The organism is Klebsiella sp. K47 (assembly GCF_051858335.1).
GTDB classification, from domain to species: Bacteria; Pseudomonadota; Gammaproteobacteria; order Enterobacterales; family Enterobacteriaceae; genus Klebsiella; species Klebsiella pneumoniae.
Map to the genome: position 1 here is coordinate 79323 of NZ_JBPYUI010000008.1, position 16283 is coordinate 95605.

The window sequence follows — 16283 nt, forward strand, 5'->3', positions numbered from 1 at the left end:
CCCCTGCTGCCTCACTCTCTGGCGGGAGTCTCTCCCGCCTGGTTCTGTTGTCCGTACCATGACTGACTCACGCTATATAGGGCGCTTCGCCCCCTCCCCCTCCGGCGAACTCCACTTCGGCTCTCTGATCGCCGCGCTCGGCAGCTACCTGCAAGCCCGCGCGAACCAGGGCATCTGGCGTGTTCGTATTGAAGATATCGACCCGCCGCGCGAAGTCCCCGGTGCCGCCGATACCATCCTGCGCCAGCTTGACCACTACGGTCTGCACTGGGATGGCGACGTGCTGTGGCAGTCGCAACGGCACGAAGCCTACCGCGAGGCGCTGACGTGGCTGGGCGAGCAAGGGCTGAGCTATTACTGCACTTGCACCCGCGCGCGGATCCACGCCGTGGGCGGGATCTACGACGGCCACTGCCGCGATCTCGGGCTGGGGGCGGAAAACGCCGCGCTGCGCCTGCGCCAAACCCGTCCGGTGCTGCAGTTTAGCGACCGTCTGCGCGGCACGCTCATCGCCAATGAGCCGCTGGCGCGTGAGGATTTTATTATCCACCGTCGCGACGGGCTGTTCGCCTACAACCTGGCGGTGGTGGTCGACGACCACTTTCAGGGGATCACCGAGATTGTCCGCGGCGCAGACCTGATTGAGCCGACGGTGCGGCAGATTTCGCTGTATCAGCATTTTGGCTGGCAGGCGCCGGATTACCTCCATCTGCCGCTGGCTCTCAATGGCGACGGCAATAAACTCTCTAAACAAAACCACGCGCCGGCGCTGCCGGAAGGCGATCCGCGCCCCGAAATCGTCCGGGCGCTCCGCTTTCTGAATCAGGCGATCCCCGAGGAGTGGCAGGCCCTGAGCATCGATGATTTACTCGTCCAGGCCGTCGCCAACTGGCAGCCGGCGAAAATCGAGCATTCTCAAATGGCTCCCGCTGAGCTATGATTAGCCGCTATTTTTACACTGTACAGTTGATCTGAAGTCCGTCTGACACTACGAGGTGCACCATTTTTACCCGAGTCGCTAATTTTTGCCGTAAGGTGCTAAGCCGTGAGGAGCGCGAGGCAGAAGCCGCCGTCGAACCAACGCCTATGACGGTGATCCCGCGTGAGCAGCATGCTATTTCCCGCAAAGATATCAGTGAAAACGCCCTCAAGGTCATGTACCGCCTCAACAAGGCGGGCTACGAATCCTGGCTGGTCGGCGGCGGCGTCCGCGACCTGCTGCTTGGCAAAAAGCCAAAAGATTTTGACGTTACCACCAACGCCACGCCGGATCAGGTACGCAAGCTGTTCCGCAACTGCCGTCTGGTTGGGCGACGTTTCCGCCTGGCGCATGTGATGTTCGGGCCGGAAATCATTGAGGTCGCCACCTTCCGTGGCCATCACGAAGGGCATACCACCGATCGCGTCACCTCCCAGCGGGGCCAGAACGGCATGCTGCTGCGCGACAACATCTTCGGCTCGATCGAGGAGGATGCCCAGCGTCGCGACTTCACTATCAACAGCCTCTATTACAGCGTGGCGGACTTTACCGTTCGCGACTACGTCGGCGGCATGAAGGATCTCCAGGACGGCGTGATCCGTCTGATCGGCAACCCGGAAACCCGCTATCGCGAGGATCCAGTGCGCATGCTGCGCGCGGTGCGCTTTGCCGCCAAGCTCAATATGACCATCAGCCCGGAAACGGCTGAACCGCTGCCGCGCCTGGCCGCCCTGCTCCACGATGTGCCGCCAGCGCGTCTGTTCGAAGAAGTGCTCAAGCTGCTGCAGGCCGGGTATGGCTACCAGACCTACATGCTGCTGCGGGAATACAGCCTGTTCCAGCCGCTGTTCCCGACCATCACCCGCTACTTTACCGAGCGCGGCGACAGCCCGATGGAGCGGATCATCAGCCAGGTGCTGAAGAATACCGATACCCGCATTCATAACGATATGCGCGTCAATCCGGCCTTCCTCTTCGCGGTGATGTTCTGGTATCCGCTGCTGGAGACGGCGCAAAAAATCGCTCAGGAGAGCGGCCTGGCGTACTACGACGCCTTCGCCCTGGCGATGAACGATGTGCTGGACGAAGCCTGCCGTACGCTGGCGATCCCTAAGCGCATCACCACCCTTATTCGTGATATCTGGCAGCTGCAGCTGCGCATGTCCCGTCGTCAGGGCAAACGCGCCTGGAAGCTGATGGAGCATCCGAAATTCCGCGCCGCCTATGACCTGCTGGAGCTACGCGCCGGCGCCGAGAACAACCACGAACTGCAGCGCCTGACCAAATGGTGGGGCGAATTCCAGGTCGCCGCGCCGCCGGCGCAAAAAGATATGCTCAACGACCTCGGGGACGATCCGGCGCCGCGCCGTCGTCACCGTCGTCCGCGCAAGCGCGCGCCGCGCCAGGGTAGCGCATGACTCTGGTCTATATCGCTCTTGGCAGCAACCTTGCTTCTCCACTGGAGCAGGCGCAGGCGGCTATCCGCGCCCTGGGCGAAATTCCGCACAGCCGCGTGGTCGCCGTCTCTTCGTTCTACCGCACGCCGCCGCTGGGCCCGCAGGATCAGCCGGACTATCTCAACGCCGCCGTTGCGCTGGAAACCGCCCTGCCCCCCGAGACGCTGCTCGATCATACTCAGCGCATCGAACTGCAGCAGGGGCGAGTGCGCAAAGCCGAACGCTGGGGGCCGCGCACGCTGGACCTCGATATCATGCTGTTTGGCGATGCTGTCATTAACAGCGAGCGCCTGACCGTTCCGCACTACGATATGAAAAACCGCGGCTTTATGCTCTGGCCGCTGTTCGAGATCGCCCCGGACCTTCACTTTCCTGACGGACCGGCGCTGCGCGCCGTGCTGGATAATCTCGGCGCGGAAAAGCCCGCCAGCTGGTAATCCCCTCTTCCTTTTTTAGCATTTGCGGCGATCGTCGTAATCGGTTGCCCAAAATCATTGCCCCTCTGAATGCTGCTGTTAGAATGCCGGTTAATATGACTTTCATCATCAGGAAATGTTATGAAACCGACCACCATTGCCCTGCTGCAGAAATGCAAACAGGAAAAGAAGCGCTTTGCCACCATTACCGCCTACGATCACAGCTTCGCGAAGCTGTTCGCCGATGAAGGCATAAATGTGCTGCTGGTAGGCGACTCGCTGGGAATGACGGTGCAGGGTCACGACTCCACCCTGCCGGTTACCGTGGAAGATATCGCCTATCACACCCGCGCCGTCCGCCGCGGCGCGCCAAACAGCCTGCTGCTTGCCGACCTGCCGTTCATGGCCTATGCCACCCCCGAGCAGACCTTTGCAAATGCCGCCATCGTGATGCGCGCTGGCGCCAATATGGTCAAACTCGAGGGCGGCGCCTGGCTGGCCGACACCGTGAGGATGCTGGCGGAGCGCGCGGTGCCGGTTTGCGGCCATCTTGGCCTGACGCCGCAGTCGGTGAACGTATTCGGTGGGTATAAAGTGCAGGGTCGCGGCGATGCGGCGCAGACCCTGTTTGAAGACGCGTTAGCGCTGGAGGCGGCGGGTGCGCAGCTGTTGGTCCTGGAGTGCGTGCCGGTTGAACTGGCGAAGCGCATCACCGACGCTCTGACCATTCCAGTGATCGGCATCGGCGCGGGCAATGTCACCGACGGGCAAATCCTCGTGATGCATGACGCTTTCGGCATTACCGGCGGCCACATTCCTAAATTTGCCAAGAATTTCCTTGCCGAAGCGGGCGACATCCGCGCCGCGGTGCGGCAGTATATTGCCGAAGTCGAATCCGGAGTCTATCCGGGCGAAGAACACAGTTTCCATTAAGGAGTCTTGTTGTGCTGATTATTGAATCCGTACTGCTGCTGCGGCAGCATATCCGCCGTCTGCGTCAGGAAGGTAAGCGTATCGCGTTGGTCCCGACGATGGGCAACCTGCATGATGGTCATATGAAGCTGGTTGATGAAGCCAAAGCCAGTGCGGACGTGGTGGTGGTCAGTATTTTCGTCAATCCGATGCAGTTTGACCGCGTCGACGACCTGGCGCGCTACCCGCGCACCTTACAGGATGATTGCGAAAAGCTGAACAAACGTCATGTCGACTTTGTCTTCGCGCCGACGCCGGCGGAAGTGTACCCCCAGGGTACTGAAGGCCAGACCTACGTCGACGTTCCGGGATTATCCACCATGCTCGAAGGCGCCAGCCGCCCGGGCCATTTCCGCGGCGTGTCGACCATCGTCAGTAAGCTGTTCAACCTTGTTCAACCAGACGTCGCCTGCTTCGGCGAGAAAGACTTCCAGCAGTTGGCGCTGATCCGCAAGATGGTCGCCGACATGGGCTACGACATTGAGATCATCGGCGTGCCGATCGTCCGCGCGAAAGATGGCCTGGCGCTGAGTTCGCGTAACGGCTACCTGACCGCCGACCAGCGCAAAATCGCGCCTGGTCTGTATAAAGTGCTGAGCGCGGTGGCGGAAAAGCTGGCCGCCGGCGATCGGCAGCTCGATGAGATCATCGCTATCGCTGAACAAGAGCTGAATGAGAAAGGCTTCCGCGCCGACGACATTCAGATCCGCGATGCCGACACCCTGCTTGAGCTGACCGATGCCAGCCAGCGCGCGGTGATCCTGATGGCCGCCTGGCTGGGGCAGGCCCGCCTGATCGACAACCGGATCGTCACGCTCGCTCAGTAGACAGCGGGTAAAAATCGGGCAATACTGCCCGGGCTTTTCTCAGGGCGGGCGCCGTGTCCGCTCTGCTACATTAAGGTTGAAGGGTAGAAGTTATGATGCGTAATATGCTGCAGGGCAAGCTCCACCGCGTAAAAGTCACGCAGGCGGACCTGCACTATGAAGGTTCTTGCGCCATTGACCAGGACTTCCTGGATGCGGCCGGTATTCTGGAGAATGAAACTATTCACCTCTGGAACGTCACCAACGGCAACCGTTTCTCCACCTACGCCATTGCCGCCGAGCGGGGCTCCCGGATCATCTCCGTTAACGGCGCCGCCGCGCACTGCGCCAGCGTCGGCGATATTTTGATCATCGCCAGCTTCGTTACCATGTCGGACGAAGAGGCGCGCAGCTGGCAGCCTAACATCGCCTACTTCGAAGGCGACAACGAAATGAAGCGCCAGGCAAAAGCTATTCCGGTACAGGTCGCCTGATGGCCGCGACGCTGCGCTCAGGCGCAGCGTCGGTATTACCCCTGCGGCTGGTTACTGATCAGCCGCGACATCGTCTCCAGCGAATCCGTGCGTAAGATATATAACCGCTTTAACAGAAACGGATTGTCCCCCGGCTTCACCTTCCCACGCACCGTCGTTACCGCCATATGAAACCCGGCGTCATTCGCCGCCTGCACCGCCGTAGCGTTATAGCCGCCGAAGGGATAGGAAAGGTAGAGAACGTGCGGATTAAACTGGCTCAGCGCCCGGCGCGAGCGGGCGAAATCAAACAGAATATTATGGTAATTGCGACTGAATAAAATCGGCCGCCGGCCGGCGTCAACCCGATGCAAAAAGTGAGTATGCGACTGAATATCAAAGACGTCCTGGATCTGGCGTAGCTCGGAAATGCTCATAAACTGCAGGGATTTCGGATCCCACTTCTGCGGATGGCGCTTAATACGCGAGGAGATAATAAACGCGGTGGCATGGAAACCGTACTGTTTCAGCACCGGATAGGCGTAGCGGTTCACCGATTTCAAGCCATCATCGAAAGTGATCGCCACCGCCCGCGCCGGGAGATTGATTTTATTACGCACATAGCCTTCCAGCTGATACAGGGTCAGCGTGGTATAGCCCTGATCGCGCAGCCAGGTCATCTGATTCGTGAAGGCGCGAACCGAGGTGGTGGTCGACGTATGACGAAAACGGGTGTTCTCTTCATCGCGCAGAATATGGTGATAGGTCAGCACGGGAATACCGTGATCCTCCTGCGCGTCCAGACTACTGACCCACGCCAGCCGGTCGCCAATGCGGATCTGAAACCAGGTCTGATTGAGCCGGTCCTTCAGCTTGCTGAGGATCGGATAGCGCAGATTGTTGGCCAGCGTGCCGAACGGCGCGCTGCTTACCGAGGGAGCGTCATAGAGCGGTGTATCTTTCCAGGTGAGTAAATTTTGGTTACTCAGCGGTTTATTAAGATCCCCCAGACGGTCCTCCACCCGCTGCTTGCCCTGCACCGGCTCGAGATGCCCTTTATCAATAAACCCGGTGCCAAAGCCGAAACGAAACTCATAGTAGTCAGCCGCCGTCGGGACGACTGCGAGGATCTGCCCGGCACGAACATTGCCGACGCTGACCACATGGTTTCCCACCTGCGCCCAGATGACCGCGTTTTCGGTGGTTTGCATATAGCGCACAGCCTTGCCCTGCTGGCTAAGCAGGCTGGCGGAGGCGCTGAGTGAGGTCAGGAAAAGAAGCAGGGTCAAAAATCGGGCAAGCATACGCATCAAACCGTTATACTATCAACGGCGGTTATTGTAACAAAAGCGGTATCTGTCCCGCTGCTTAATTTCCCCAGGCATCATGGCGCAACCGGAACGGGGGGTTCTTCTGCTGCTGATGCCACAGGCTGCTCACCATCGGCCCGCCCGCGCTGACGATCGCCTGGCGAAACGCCACGCTGCTTAACGTGCCTCGCAGGAGATACATTCGCTCAAGGAGTGGATAGCTGACGCCGGAGATCACTTCGCAGTGGGTATGTTTGTGACTCATCAGCGCCGCGGCCCGATAAGGCGCCGCACCGGTTTTGTCAGTGAGAAAAATGACCCCGTCCCCGGAGTCGGTGGCATGCAGCGCATCGCACATCATCCGGCTCAACATATTGCTGCTGAGATTGCGCCAGTAATTGACCGCCCGGCACTGGGCCAGCGGACCAAACTTTTGTTCAAGACGATCCAGCATCTCCTGCGCCAGCTCATCGTGACAGGTAATGACCCATCCGAGCATGCTTCCCTCCTTAGCCAGCGAATAATGTAGCAAGGTGAAGATGACGTATCGGTGATGGGAGTCAAAGATAAGCGGTTAGCGCTTCGCATATTTACTTCAGGAAGCGCTAACCATGATGAGTATCAGCTACGCAGGCCGCGACCGCGCTGAATTAACGACCAGCACAGCAGATAGAAGGCGACAATGAACACCACCAGCACGGCGAAGGTGGTCGCCAGCGGGACGTCGTTGATACCGAGGAAGCCGAAGCGAAAACCGCTGATCATGTAGACGATGGGGTTCAGATGCGACAGCCCCTGCCAGAACGGCGGCAGCAGGGTCAGCGAGTAGAACACCCCGCCGAGATAGGTCAGCGGCGTCAGCACAAAGGTCGGGATCAGGCTAATGTCATCGAAGGTCTTGGCAAACACCGCGTTCAGCAGCCCGGCCAGCGAGAACAGCACCGCGGTGAGGAGCAGCGTCAGGGCGACAAACAGCCAGGAGTGAACCTGGAACGGCACAAAGAATAGCGACACCGCGGTCACCAGGATACCTACGCACAGTCCTCGCGCTACCCCGCCGCCCACGTAGCCAGCGATGATCACATGCGTCGGCACTGGCGCCACCAGCAGCTCTTCAATATTGCGCTGAAACTTGGCGCTGAAGAAGGATGAGGCGACGTTGGCGTAAGCATTAGTGATCACCGCCATCATGATCAGGCCTGGGACGATAAACTGCATATAGGTAAAACCATGCATCTCACCAATGCGCGAGCCGATCAGGTTGCCAAAGATCACGAAATACAGGGTCATGGTGATCACCGGCGGCACCAGCGTCTGTACCCAGATGCGCATAAAACGGTGGATCTCTTTGGTCCAGATGCTTTTCAGCGCGACCCAATAAAGCTGCATCATGCTGATTCTCCTTTTCGCTCATGCACCAGCGTGACAAACAGCTCTTCCAGACGGTTAGCTTTGTTACGCATACTCAGTACCTGCACCCCCTGGGCGCTCAGCTGCGCGAAGACGCTGTTAATTCCCTGCTCACGCAGAACCTCCACTTCCAGCGTCGAGGTATCGACCAGCTGGTACTGGTAGCCTTCGAGCTTCGGCACCGGGCTTTTTGGCGCGAGGTCAAGAATAAAGGTCTCTGACTTCAGCTTCGACAGCAGCGCTTTCATCGAGGTGTTTTCCACCAGCTCGCCGTGCTGGATGATGCCGATGTTGCGACATAGCATTTCGGCCTCTTCGAGATAGTGGGTGGTCAGGATAATGGTGGTTCCGCGATCGTTGAGATCCTTGAGAAAGCCCCACATCGAGCGACGCAGTTCAATATCGACGCCGGCGGTCGGTTCGTCGAGGATCAGCAGCTTCGGCTCATGCATCAACGCGCGGGCGATCATCAGACGGCGCTTCATCCCGCCGGAGAGCATCCTCGCGCGTTCGTTGCGTTTTTCCCACAGGTCGAGCTGTTTTAAATACTTTTCACTGCGGGAAAGGGCTTCTTTACGCTCAACGCCGTAGTAGCCCGCCTGGTTAACGACGATCTGCTGCACGGTTTCGAACGGGTTGAAGTTAAACTCCTGCGGCACCAGGCCAAGCTGGCGCTTGGCATTGACGACGTCTTTCTCCAGATCGTAGCCAAAGACATTGACCTGACCAGAGGTTTTGTTCACCAGCGAGCTGATGATGCCGATGGTCGTGGATTTTCCGGCCCCGTTCGGGCCCAGCAGGGCATAAAAATCCCCCGCTTCGACCTGCAGGTCGATCCCCCGCAGCGCCTGAACCCCGCCGGGATAGGTTTTTTTGAGCTGTTTTAATTCCAGAGCAATGGTCATTAAATATCTCTTCTCGTGTCGTGACACGTCATTAACCCGCCTGACTCACGTTTGCGCTGGACCGGCGCTGACGCCGCCAACGCATCTGCAGCCTGAAGTATCACGGGTTAAGATGGTTTTAAAAAAGGTGAGCTTACCCTATATTAGCGCAACGCACTTACTTGGTTACAGGCCGATAACGTCCATGAATGATATAGATACACTCATCAGCAACAATGCACTATGGTCAAAAATGCTGGTGGAAGAGGACCCCGGCTTTTTTGAGAAACTGTCGCAGACGCAGAAACCGCGCTTCCTGTGGATTGGCTGTTCGGACAGCCGCGTTCCCGCTGAGCGACTCACCGGCCTGGAGCCTGGCGAACTGTTCGTGCATCGTAACGTAGCGAACCTGGTGATCCACACCGATCTCAATTGTCTGTCGGTGGTGCAGTATGCCGTCGATGTCCTGGAAGTCGAGCACATTATTATCTGCGGCCACTACGGCTGCGGCGGCGTGCAGGCGGCGGTGGAGAACCCGGAGCTGGGGCTTATCGACAACTGGCTGCTGCATATCCGCGATATCTGGTTTAAGCACAGCTCGCTGCTCGGTGAAATGCCAGAGGAGCGCCGTCTGGATACCCTTTGTGAACTGAACGTGATGGAACAGGTGTACAATCTGGGACATTCGACGATTATGCAATCCGCGTGGAAGCGCGGACAGAAGGTGACCATCCACGGCTGGGCTTACGGGATTCACGACGGACTGCTGCGCGATCTGGATGTCACCGCTGTGAGCAGGGAAACCCTCGAACAGCGCTATCGCCACGGGATCTCCAACCTCAAGATCAAGCACATCAACCACAGATAGCCTTCAGACTTCGCCACCCTGGAGAGCGCGGCGTGCGCTGTCCAGAGTGGGATATCCCCTTACTCGTCCAGCAGGGTGACTTTGCCGATATACGGCAGATGGCGGTAGCGCTGAGCATAGTCGATACCGTAGCCCACCACGAACTCATCCGGAATCGCGAAACCGACGTATTCAACCGGGACGTTCACTTCGCGGCGGCTGGGTTTATCAAGTAGCGTACAAATGGCCAGCGATTTCGGCTCGCGCAGGCTGAGGATTTCGCGAACTTTAGACAGGGTATTGCCGGAGTCGATGATGTCTTCCACGATCAGAACGTCTTTACCACGGATGTCTTCATCCAGATCTTTAAGGATTTTCACATCACGAGTGGTGGACATGCCGCTGCCGTAGCTGGAGGCGGTCATAAAATCGACTTCATGCGGCACCTGCACTTCACGGCACAGGTCGGCCATGAACATAAACGAGCCGCGCAGCAGCCCCACCAGCACCATTTCGCTGCCGCTGTTCTGATAATGTTCGTTGATTTGACGACCCAGTTCCGCGATACGCGCTTTGATCTCGGATTCCGGGATCATCACTTCTACAGTATGTTTCATAATACTAACCATTTGATTCTAAATATAAATCATCAAAGCCGCTGCTTTCGCCCCGACGATGACCGGCAAGCCATCCAGTATACCAGCAAAAAGAAATCTTCGGTGCAGGGATTAATAAAGCCATATTTGTGATTCCGATCACACTTGTTAAATCCTATAATTAATTGCAGTTAAAAAATTTAACAAACACATGAGTAACTTTTTATGGCTGAAACAAAGTCTCAACAATCAAGGCTCCTGGTGACGCTGACTGCGCTATTTGCAGCGTTCTGCGGCCTCTATCTATTAATCGGCGGGGCATGGCTGGTCGTGCTTGGCGGCTCCTGGTACTACCCTATCGCTGGGCTGGTGATGCTGGGCGTGACCGTAATGCTGTTCCGCGGCAAGCGCGCTGCGCTGTGGCTGTACGCCGCGCTGCTGCTGGCGACCATGATCTGGGGCGTCTGGGAGGTTGGTTTCGACTTCTGGGCGTTGACGCCGCGTAGCGATATCCTCGTCTTCTTTGGCATCTGGCTGATCCTGCCCTTTGTCTGGCGTCGTCTGCCGGTGCCTTCCGCTGGCGCCGTTGGCGCGCTGGTCGTCGCCCTGCTGATCAGCGGCGGCATGCTGACCTGGGCTGGTTTTAACGACCCGCAGGAAGTCAACGGCACCCTGAGCGCCGACGCTACGCCGGCCGTACCGATTTCCACCGTCGCCGACGGCGACTGGCCGGCCTATGGCCGTAACCAGGAAGGGCAGCGCTTCTCCCCGCTGAAGCAGATTAACGCCGATAACGTGAAGAACCTGAAGGAAGCCTGGGTGTTCCGCACCGGCGACCTGAAACAGCCGAACGATCCGGGTGAAATCACTAACGAAGTGACGCCGATTAAAGTCGGCGATACGCTCTTCCTGTGTACCGCTCACCAGCGCCTGTTTGCGCTGGACGCCGCCACCGGTAAAGAGAAGTGGCATTTTGACCCGCAGCTGAACGCCGATCCGTCGTTCCAGCACGTCACCTGCCGCGGTGTTTCTTATCACGAAGCGAAAGCGGATAACGCCCCTGCCGACGTCGTCGCCGACTGTCCGCGCCGCATTATCCTGCCGGTGAACGATGGTCGCCTGTTCGCGGTAAACGCCGACAACGGTAAGCTGTGCGAAACCTTTGCTAATAAAGGTATTCTCAATCTGCAGACCAACATGCCGGTCACCACGCCGGGCATGTATGAACCCACTTCACCGCCGATCATCACCGATAAAACCATCGTGATTGCCGGCGCGGTCACCGATAACTTCTCTACCCGCGAGCCGTCAGGCGTGATCCGCGGCTTTGATGTGAATACCGGTAAACTGCTGTGGGCCTTCGATCCGGGTGCGAAAGATCCGAACGCCATCCCGAGCGATGAACATCACTTCACGCTCAACTCGCCGAACTCATGGGCGCCTGCCGCCTACGACGCTAAGCTGGATCTGGTCTATCTGCCGATGGGCGTGACCACTCCGGACATCTGGGGCGGCAACCGTACGCCGGAGCAAGAGCGTTATGCCAGCTCGATTGTGGCACTGAACGCCACCACCGGTAAGCTGGCCTGGAGCTATCAGACCGTCCATCACGATCTGTGGGATATGGACATGCCTTCCCAGCCGACGCTGGCTGATATTGAGGTCAACGGCAAAACCGTACCGGTCATCTATGCCCCGGCGAAAACCGGCAACATCTTCGTGCTGGATCGTCGTAACGGCGAGCTGGTGGTCCCGGCGCCGGAAAAACCAGTACCGCAGGGCGCTGCCAAAGGTGATTACGTTACCAAAACCCAGCCCTTCTCCGATCTGAGCTTCCGTCCGAAGAAAGATCTGACCGGCGCGGACATGTGGGGCGCCACTATGTTCGACCAGCTGGTGTGCCGCGTGATCTTCCACCAGCTGCGCTATGAAGGTATCTTCACCCCGCCGTCTGAGCAGGGCACGCTGGTGTTCCCGGGTAACCTGGGGATGTTTGAATGGGGCGGTATCTCCGTCGATCCGAACCGTCAGGTGGCTATCGCCAACCCGATGGCGCTGCCTTTCGTCTCAAAACTGATCCCGCGCGGGCCAGGCAATCCGATGGAGCCGCCGAAAGATGCGAAAGGCTCTGGTACCGAGTCCGGCGTGCAGCCGCAGTACGGCGTCCCGTACGGCGTAACGCTGAACCCGTTCCTGTCGCCGTTCGGCCTGCCGTGCAAACAGCCGGCCTGGGGGTATATCTCCGCCCTGGATCTGAAAACCAACGAAGTGGTATGGAAAAAACGTATCGGTACTCCGCAGGACAGCCTGCCGTTCCCGATGCCGGTTAAACTGCCGTTTACCATGGGGATGCCGATGCTGGGCGGTCCGATCTCCACGGCCGGTAACGTCCTGTTCATCGGCGCGACTGCAGATAACTACCTGCGCGCGTACAATATGAGCAACGGCGAGAAGCTGTGGGAAGCCCGTCTGCCAGCCGGCGGTCAGGCGACTCCGATGACCTACGAAGTGAATGGCAAACAGTATGTTGTCATCTCTGCCGGCGGTCACGGCTCGTTCGGTACCAAAATGGGCGATTATATTGTCGCCTATGCGCTCCCGGATGACGCCAAATAAAACGCAAAACGGCAACGAAAGTTGCCGTTTTTTTTGGTGTTCCGTCCTTCTTCCCGTAGGGGATGGCAGCAGATCGCAGAGACTTAAACCGTGAACCCCAACATCATCCCGGTGTCTTCATGTTCCAGCAGGTGGCAGTGGGCCATATAGGCAAACTCCTTCGGCGCCGGATGATCAAACTTCACTAATACTTCACTCACCTCCCCTTCCACACGAACGGTGTCTTTCCAGCCGCGACGATGCGCCGCTGGCGGCTTGCCGTTTTCGCTGAGGATACGGAACTGGGTGCCGTGGATATGGAACGGATGCAACATCATGTCGCCTTTACCTGAAATCACCCAGAGCTCATACTGGCCTCTGGCGGCGGCAAACATCGGCTCATTCATGTCGAAGGCTTTGCCGTTGATGCGGTTGGCGTTATGGAAATCAAAGCCCTTGCCTGACGACATGCCATGCTCCATGCCGGATCCGTGGTTCATGCTCATGTCGCCGTGATGCATATTCCCCATGTCGCTCATGTCGCCATGCCCCATCATGCCGTGATCCATTCCGGCCATCGCCTGGTCGCCATACTTCTCCATCAGCGCCTGCATGCCCATCCGGTCGAGCATCGGATCCATCGACAGCTGGAGCTGACGCTGCGTCAGCCCCGTCAGGGACGGTAACGCCGGGAGAGCGGCCAGAGTATCCAGCAGCTTGCCGGAGGCGGGAATGACCAGCGGCTGGACGCGCAGTACCGGCTGTGGTTTATCAAAAGGCGCAATCGCCATGCCCATCTGGCTCACCGGCAGGGTCACCAGATCGAAAGGTTTACCGTCGCTGGTGTCCACCAGCACCTCAAAGCGTTCCCCCATCAAGACCGGCAATTCATCGACCTTGACCGGCTCGGCCAACAGACCGCCATCGCTGGCCACTACGTACAGCGGGCGCTTATCGCTGGTGGCAAAATTGAGGGAACGGGCATTACAGCCGTTCAGCAAGCGCAGGCGCAGCCAGCCGCGCGGCGCGGCATGTTCGGGATAGAGGGCCCCATTGGTCAGTAGCGTATCGCCAAACCAGCCGACGGCGGCGCTCATCACATCCAGCTGATAGTCGATCTCGCCGGCGGCGGTGAACTTCTTATCCTGGACGATCACCGGCACATCATCGATTCCCCACTGCTTAGGCAGCAGCAGGCGCCCGCTCTCTTCATCCTCGATCAGCACCAGGCCGGCCAGGCCCATCGCCACCTGCCGGCCGGTGCTTCCATGCTGATGCGGATGAAACCAGCAGGTCGCCGCCCGCTGCGTTGGCGTGAAGCTTACCGTGCGGGTGGCACCCGGCGCGATAACCCCCTGTGGCCCCCCGTCGACCTCGCCCGGTACCTCCAGACCATGCCAGTGCAGCGTGGTCTCTTCCGCCAGCTGGTTAGTAATATCCACCGTGACGGTTTTCCCCTGCGTCAACTGCAGCGCAGGGCCCAGCAGCGACCCGTTGTAGCCCCAGGTAGTGGCATTCAGGGCGCCAAACCGCGTTTTGCCCGCCTGGATCCTGAGCGCGATGCGGTTGCGCGCATCGGCGGCTAACAGCGACGGTATCGGCAGAGCCGGGCGACTGGCGGCAAAGACCGCCCGGCTCCATAACGGCAATGCGCTGGCCATGCCGACCGCGGCGGTCAGTTTGAGGAAGTCTCGACGTTGCATATTCACATCCTTTTATTCTGCGGGCGAATATTTGAGCTTAAACCCTACCGTAACGGGAAGGTCAAGCAGAAGAGTAAGAATAAAGATCGGCGCTGTGTAAAGAAGTATGCTAATTTGAAGCGTCGGTGATCTAATGGTAGAAAAAATGAAGACGCTTTTCAGAACAATGGTACTCGGCAGCCTGCTTGCTCTCTCCGCCAACAGCTACGCGCTCAGCGAATCCGAAGCGGAAGATATGGCTGATTTAACCGCGGTTTTTGTGTTTCTGAAAAACGACTGTGGCTACCAGAACCTGCCCAACACGCAGATCCGTCGCGCGCTGGTGTTCTTTGCCCAACAGAACCAGTGGGACCTGAGCAACTATGACAGCTACAACATGAAAGCGCTAGGCGAAGACAGCTATCGCGATCTTAGCGGCATTAACATTCCGACGGCGAAAAAATGTAAAGCGCTGGCCCGCGATTCGCTCAGCCTGCTGGCTTACGTTAAATAATTCCCTGCGCGGGCGGCAACGCTCCGCGCCTTTAGCATTTCAACTTCCCCCTTTAAATATTTATATTTATTATTGTATATAAACAAACCTTATTTAATTGCGAACCTATCAATTTGCCAAATAAAGTAAACCCATAATAATGAAGAATGACTAAAAAACTAATAAAATATCATTATTCATATATTGCAAAATAAAAAGCACCCTTCTAGAATCCGGTAAAAATATACCTACTTCATGGACTGAAATTGTGAATATCTCGCTGACTCTTCGTGTTATCCCACTCGCCGCGCTGTTAGTAGCCGGCTGTAGCAATACCTCTTCCCGCCAGCCGGTTAAACCGATCGCCACGCCGCTGACGTCACAGCAGCAGGCAGAGCAGGAGCGGGCGGCCAGCGAACAAGCGCGCATTGAATCCTGTCGCCAGGCGCTGGATTCGCTAAAAGAGGTTAACCCACAGCAAGCCACTAAACTCAGCAATGACTTTAACGCTTTAGTGCGCGCGGCGTCACAATACAATAGCGTGCGCGAGAAAGTGGCGGATCCTACCCGGCTTGGCATTGACTCCATGTATCAGTTTAAATCCATCAAACTGTGCGCCGATATCCAGAAAACGCTGATCGATAGCCTGGTACAGCGTGGTGAAAGCAAACAGCCATGAACAGAGCCGCCACGCTGACCCTCAACGCGCCCCTGCTGATGCTCGTCGCTGCGCTGGCGCTTTCAACCCCCTTCACCGCCGGCGCCGCGCCGGCCTTTCTTGATTACGCCCAACAGCAAACCCAGCAATCTCAGGCGCAAGAAAAAAACGATGCCGCAAGCGCAAAACAAACACAAGAAAGCCGCCAGAGCGCAGATAATAAAAAAACCGGTACCAACACCTCACAATTACAAAAAAGAATCACCAGCCAGCAGGCGGCGATTGCACAAAAAGATAAGCTTATACAGCAATTAAAAAAACAGCTTGCCGCTACGCCGCAAACGGATACTGCCGGAGCGAATGAGCAAGCGGCGTTGAATAAGAGAATTAATGAATTACAGGTCGCCTTAAGCGCCGCTACTGCAGAAAAAGAGGCATTAATAAAAAAAGCAGGCGTTGTGCAGAATAATAATCTACAGCAAAGCCAGGCCGCGGCGCGTCAGCAGATCCAGCAATTAACGACGCAGATTCAGCAAGCCGAAGCTGAAAATAAACGCCTCAGCGCCAGCTTTACCACGCTTAATAAAGATAAACACGCGCTAATGACCCAACTGGCCGCTGCGGAAAAAGAGAAACAGGCCGCTCTTGAGCAGGTCAAAGCGCTTAACGCTGACAAACAGCCGCTGGCGACCCGGCTGGCCGCCG

The 16283-nt window shown here is 57.6% G+C and carries 17 protein-coding genes and 1 pseudogene; 11 read left to right on the forward strand and 7 right to left on the reverse strand.

What is annotated here, in order from left to right:
- Positions 1 to 58 precede the first annotated feature (58 nt).
- From gluQRS to panD, 6 genes are all read left to right on the forward strand, one after another.
- Positions 59 to 940 (forward strand): tRNA glutamyl-Q(34) synthetase GluQRS, encoded by an 882-nt coding sequence (gene gluQRS / locus RRF55_RS09930; RefSeq protein WP_004177391.1) that lies wholly within the window; start codon positions 59 to 61, stop codon positions 938 to 940.
- A gap of 62 nt (positions 941 to 1002) precedes the next feature.
- Positions 1003 to 2397: a polynucleotide adenylyltransferase PcnB gene (gene pcnB, locus RRF55_RS09935; RefSeq protein ID WP_071526609.1), complete on the forward strand. Its 1395-nt coding sequence runs from the start codon at positions 1003 to 1005 to the stop codon at positions 2395 to 2397.
- On the forward strand, positions 2394 to 2873 hold the full coding sequence (gene folK / locus RRF55_RS09940; protein ID WP_004145905.1) for a 2-amino-4-hydroxy-6-hydroxymethyldihydropteridine diphosphokinase: 480 nt from the start codon (positions 2394 to 2396) through the stop codon (positions 2871 to 2873). Before pcnB ends, folK begins: the two co-directional genes overlap by 4 nt.
- A 120-nt stretch (positions 2874 to 2993) precedes the next feature.
- Positions 2994 to 3785, forward strand: a complete 792-nt coding sequence (gene panB / locus RRF55_RS09945) for a 3-methyl-2-oxobutanoate hydroxymethyltransferase (protein WP_002888841.1) — start codon at positions 2994 to 2996, stop codon at positions 3783 to 3785.
- Between the two features lie 11 nt (positions 3786 to 3796).
- The gene (gene panC, locus RRF55_RS09950) at positions 3797 to 4651 is read left to right on the forward strand and encodes a pantoate--beta-alanine ligase (protein WP_002888835.1); all 855 of its coding nucleotides are present in this window, start codon (positions 3797 to 3799) and stop codon (positions 4649 to 4651) included.
- A 92-nt stretch (positions 4652 to 4743) separates the two neighbouring features.
- Positions 4744 to 5124 (forward strand): aspartate 1-decarboxylase, encoded by a 381-nt coding sequence (panD, locus tag RRF55_RS09955; RefSeq protein ID WP_002888834.1) that lies wholly within the window; start codon positions 4744 to 4746, stop codon positions 5122 to 5124.
- Positions 5125 to 5159: 35 nt separating this feature from the next.
- Here panD and RRF55_RS09960 read toward each other — a convergent pair whose 3' ends face one another.
- The 4 genes from RRF55_RS09960 to RRF55_RS09975 form a co-directional block, all read right to left on the reverse strand.
- The gene (locus RRF55_RS09960; protein WP_021314222.1) at positions 5160 to 6413 is read right to left on the reverse strand and encodes a polysaccharide deacetylase family protein; all 1254 of its coding nucleotides are present in this window, start codon (positions 6411 to 6413) and stop codon (positions 5160 to 5162) included.
- Positions 6414 to 6471: 58 nt separating this feature from the next.
- Positions 6472 to 6912 (reverse strand): PTS sugar transporter subunit IIA, encoded by a 441-nt coding sequence (locus tag RRF55_RS09965; RefSeq protein ID WP_004177394.1) that lies wholly within the window; start codon positions 6910 to 6912, stop codon positions 6472 to 6474.
- A gap of 122 nt (positions 6913 to 7034) precedes the next feature.
- Positions 7035 to 7805: an ABC transporter permease gene (locus tag RRF55_RS09970; RefSeq protein WP_002888827.1), complete on the reverse strand. Its 771-nt coding sequence runs from the start codon at positions 7803 to 7805 to the stop codon at positions 7035 to 7037.
- Positions 7802 to 8728: an ABC transporter ATP-binding protein gene (locus RRF55_RS09975; protein ID WP_002888823.1), complete on the reverse strand. Its 927-nt coding sequence runs from the start codon at positions 8726 to 8728 to the stop codon at positions 7802 to 7804. The genes RRF55_RS09970 and RRF55_RS09975 overlap by 4 nt, the downstream gene beginning before the upstream one ends.
- A gap of 184 nt (positions 8729 to 8912) precedes the next feature.
- Between RRF55_RS09975 and can the strand changes: the two genes are divergently transcribed.
- Positions 8913 to 9575, forward strand: a complete 663-nt coding sequence (gene can, locus RRF55_RS09980) for a carbonate dehydratase (protein WP_002888821.1) — start codon at positions 8913 to 8915, stop codon at positions 9573 to 9575.
- Between the two features lie 59 nt (positions 9576 to 9634).
- Here the strand turns inward: can and hpt are convergent, their stop codons facing one another.
- Both hpt and RRF55_RS09990 read right to left on the reverse strand, forming a co-directional pair.
- Positions 9635 to 10171, reverse strand: a complete 537-nt coding sequence (gene hpt / locus RRF55_RS09985) for a hypoxanthine phosphoribosyltransferase (RefSeq protein WP_002888819.1) — start codon at positions 10169 to 10171, stop codon at positions 9635 to 9637.
- 4 nt (positions 10172 to 10175) lie between these two features.
- Positions 10176 to 10295, reverse strand: coding sequence for a hypothetical protein (locus RRF55_RS09990; RefSeq protein WP_012542835.1), 120 nt, complete (start codon positions 10293 to 10295; stop codon positions 10176 to 10178).
- An 80-nt stretch (positions 10296 to 10375) separates the two neighbouring features.
- Between RRF55_RS09990 and RRF55_RS09995 the strand changes: the two genes are divergently transcribed.
- Positions 10376 to 12766 carry a glucose/quinate/shikimate family membrane-bound PQQ-dependent dehydrogenase gene (locus RRF55_RS09995; protein WP_064153123.1) on the forward strand — a complete coding sequence of 797 codons (2391 nt, stop codon included), beginning with the start codon at positions 10376 to 10378 and terminating at the stop codon, positions 12764 to 12766.
- Positions 12767 to 12849: 83 nt separating this feature from the next.
- On the opposite strand, the gene cueO is transcribed toward RRF55_RS09995, so the two are convergent.
- Complete coding sequence (gene cueO, locus RRF55_RS10000) at positions 12850 to 14448, reverse strand: multicopper oxidase CueO (RefSeq protein ID WP_064153124.1); 1599 nt, start codon at positions 14446 to 14448, stop codon at positions 12850 to 12852.
- A 145-nt stretch (positions 14449 to 14593) separates the two neighbouring features.
- Here cueO and RRF55_RS10005 point away from each other — a divergent pair, with 145 nt between their 5' ends.
- The 3 genes and pseudogenes from RRF55_RS10005 to RRF55_RS10015 all read left to right on the forward strand — a co-directional run.
- Positions 14594 to 14941 carry a YacC family pilotin-like protein gene (locus RRF55_RS10005; RefSeq protein ID WP_002888808.1) on the forward strand — a complete coding sequence of 116 codons (348 nt, stop codon included), beginning with the start codon at positions 14594 to 14596 and terminating at the stop codon, positions 14939 to 14941.
- A 247-nt stretch (positions 14942 to 15188) separates the two neighbouring features.
- A complete protein-coding gene (locus RRF55_RS10010; protein WP_004145917.1) occupies positions 15189 to 15599 on the forward strand; it encodes a hypothetical protein in 411 nt (136 codons plus the stop codon).
- Positions 15596 to 16283 (forward strand): annotated as a pseudogene (locus RRF55_RS10015) (peptidylprolyl isomerase); the annotation flags it as partial. The gene RRF55_RS10010 and the pseudogene RRF55_RS10015, both read left to right, overlap by 4 nt.

What these genes read in the sequence shown, in the direction of transcription:
- gluQRS (WP_004177391.1), top strand. Translation starts at nt 59, where the DNA reads ATGACTGACTCACGCTATATAGGGCGCTTCGCCCCCTCCCCCTCCGGC.
- folK (WP_004145905.1), top strand. Translation starts at nt 2,394, where the DNA reads ATGACTCTGGTCTATATCGCTCTTGGCAGCAACCTTGCTTCTCCACTG.
- panB (WP_002888841.1), top strand. Translation starts at nt 2,994, where the DNA reads ATGAAACCGACCACCATTGCCCTGCTGCAGAAATGCAAACAGGAAAAG.
- panD (WP_002888834.1), top strand. Translation starts at nt 4,744, where the DNA reads ATGATGCGTAATATGCTGCAGGGCAAGCTCCACCGCGTAAAAGTCACG.
- RRF55_RS09960 (WP_021314222.1), bottom strand. Translation starts at nt 6,413, where the DNA reads ATGCGTATGCTTGCCCGATTTTTGACCCTGCTTCTTTTCCTGACCTCA.
- RRF55_RS09965 (WP_004177394.1), bottom strand. Translation starts at nt 6,912, where the DNA reads ATGCTCGGATGGGTCATTACCTGTCACGATGAGCTGGCGCAGGAGATG.
- RRF55_RS09970 (WP_002888827.1), bottom strand. Translation starts at nt 7,805, where the DNA reads ATGATGCAGCTTTATTGGGTCGCGCTGAAAAGCATCTGGACCAAAGAG.
- RRF55_RS09975 (WP_002888823.1), bottom strand. Translation starts at nt 8,728, where the DNA reads ATGACCATTGCTCTGGAATTAAAACAGCTCAAAAAAACCTATCCCGGC.
- can (WP_002888821.1), top strand. Translation starts at nt 8,913, where the DNA reads ATGAATGATATAGATACACTCATCAGCAACAATGCACTATGGTCAAAA.
- hpt (WP_002888819.1), bottom strand. Translation starts at nt 10,171, where the DNA reads ATGAAACATACTGTAGAAGTGATGATCCCGGAATCCGAGATCAAAGCG.
- RRF55_RS09990 (WP_012542835.1), bottom strand. Translation starts at nt 10,295, where the DNA reads ATGGCTTTATTAATCCCTGCACCGAAGATTTCTTTTTGCTGGTATACT.
- RRF55_RS09995 (WP_064153123.1), top strand. Translation starts at nt 10,376, where the DNA reads ATGGCTGAAACAAAGTCTCAACAATCAAGGCTCCTGGTGACGCTGACT.
- cueO (WP_064153124.1), bottom strand. Translation starts at nt 14,448, where the DNA reads ATGCAACGTCGAGACTTCCTCAAACTGACCGCCGCGGTCGGCATGGCC.
- RRF55_RS10005 (WP_002888808.1), top strand. Translation starts at nt 14,594, where the DNA reads ATGAAGACGCTTTTCAGAACAATGGTACTCGGCAGCCTGCTTGCTCTC.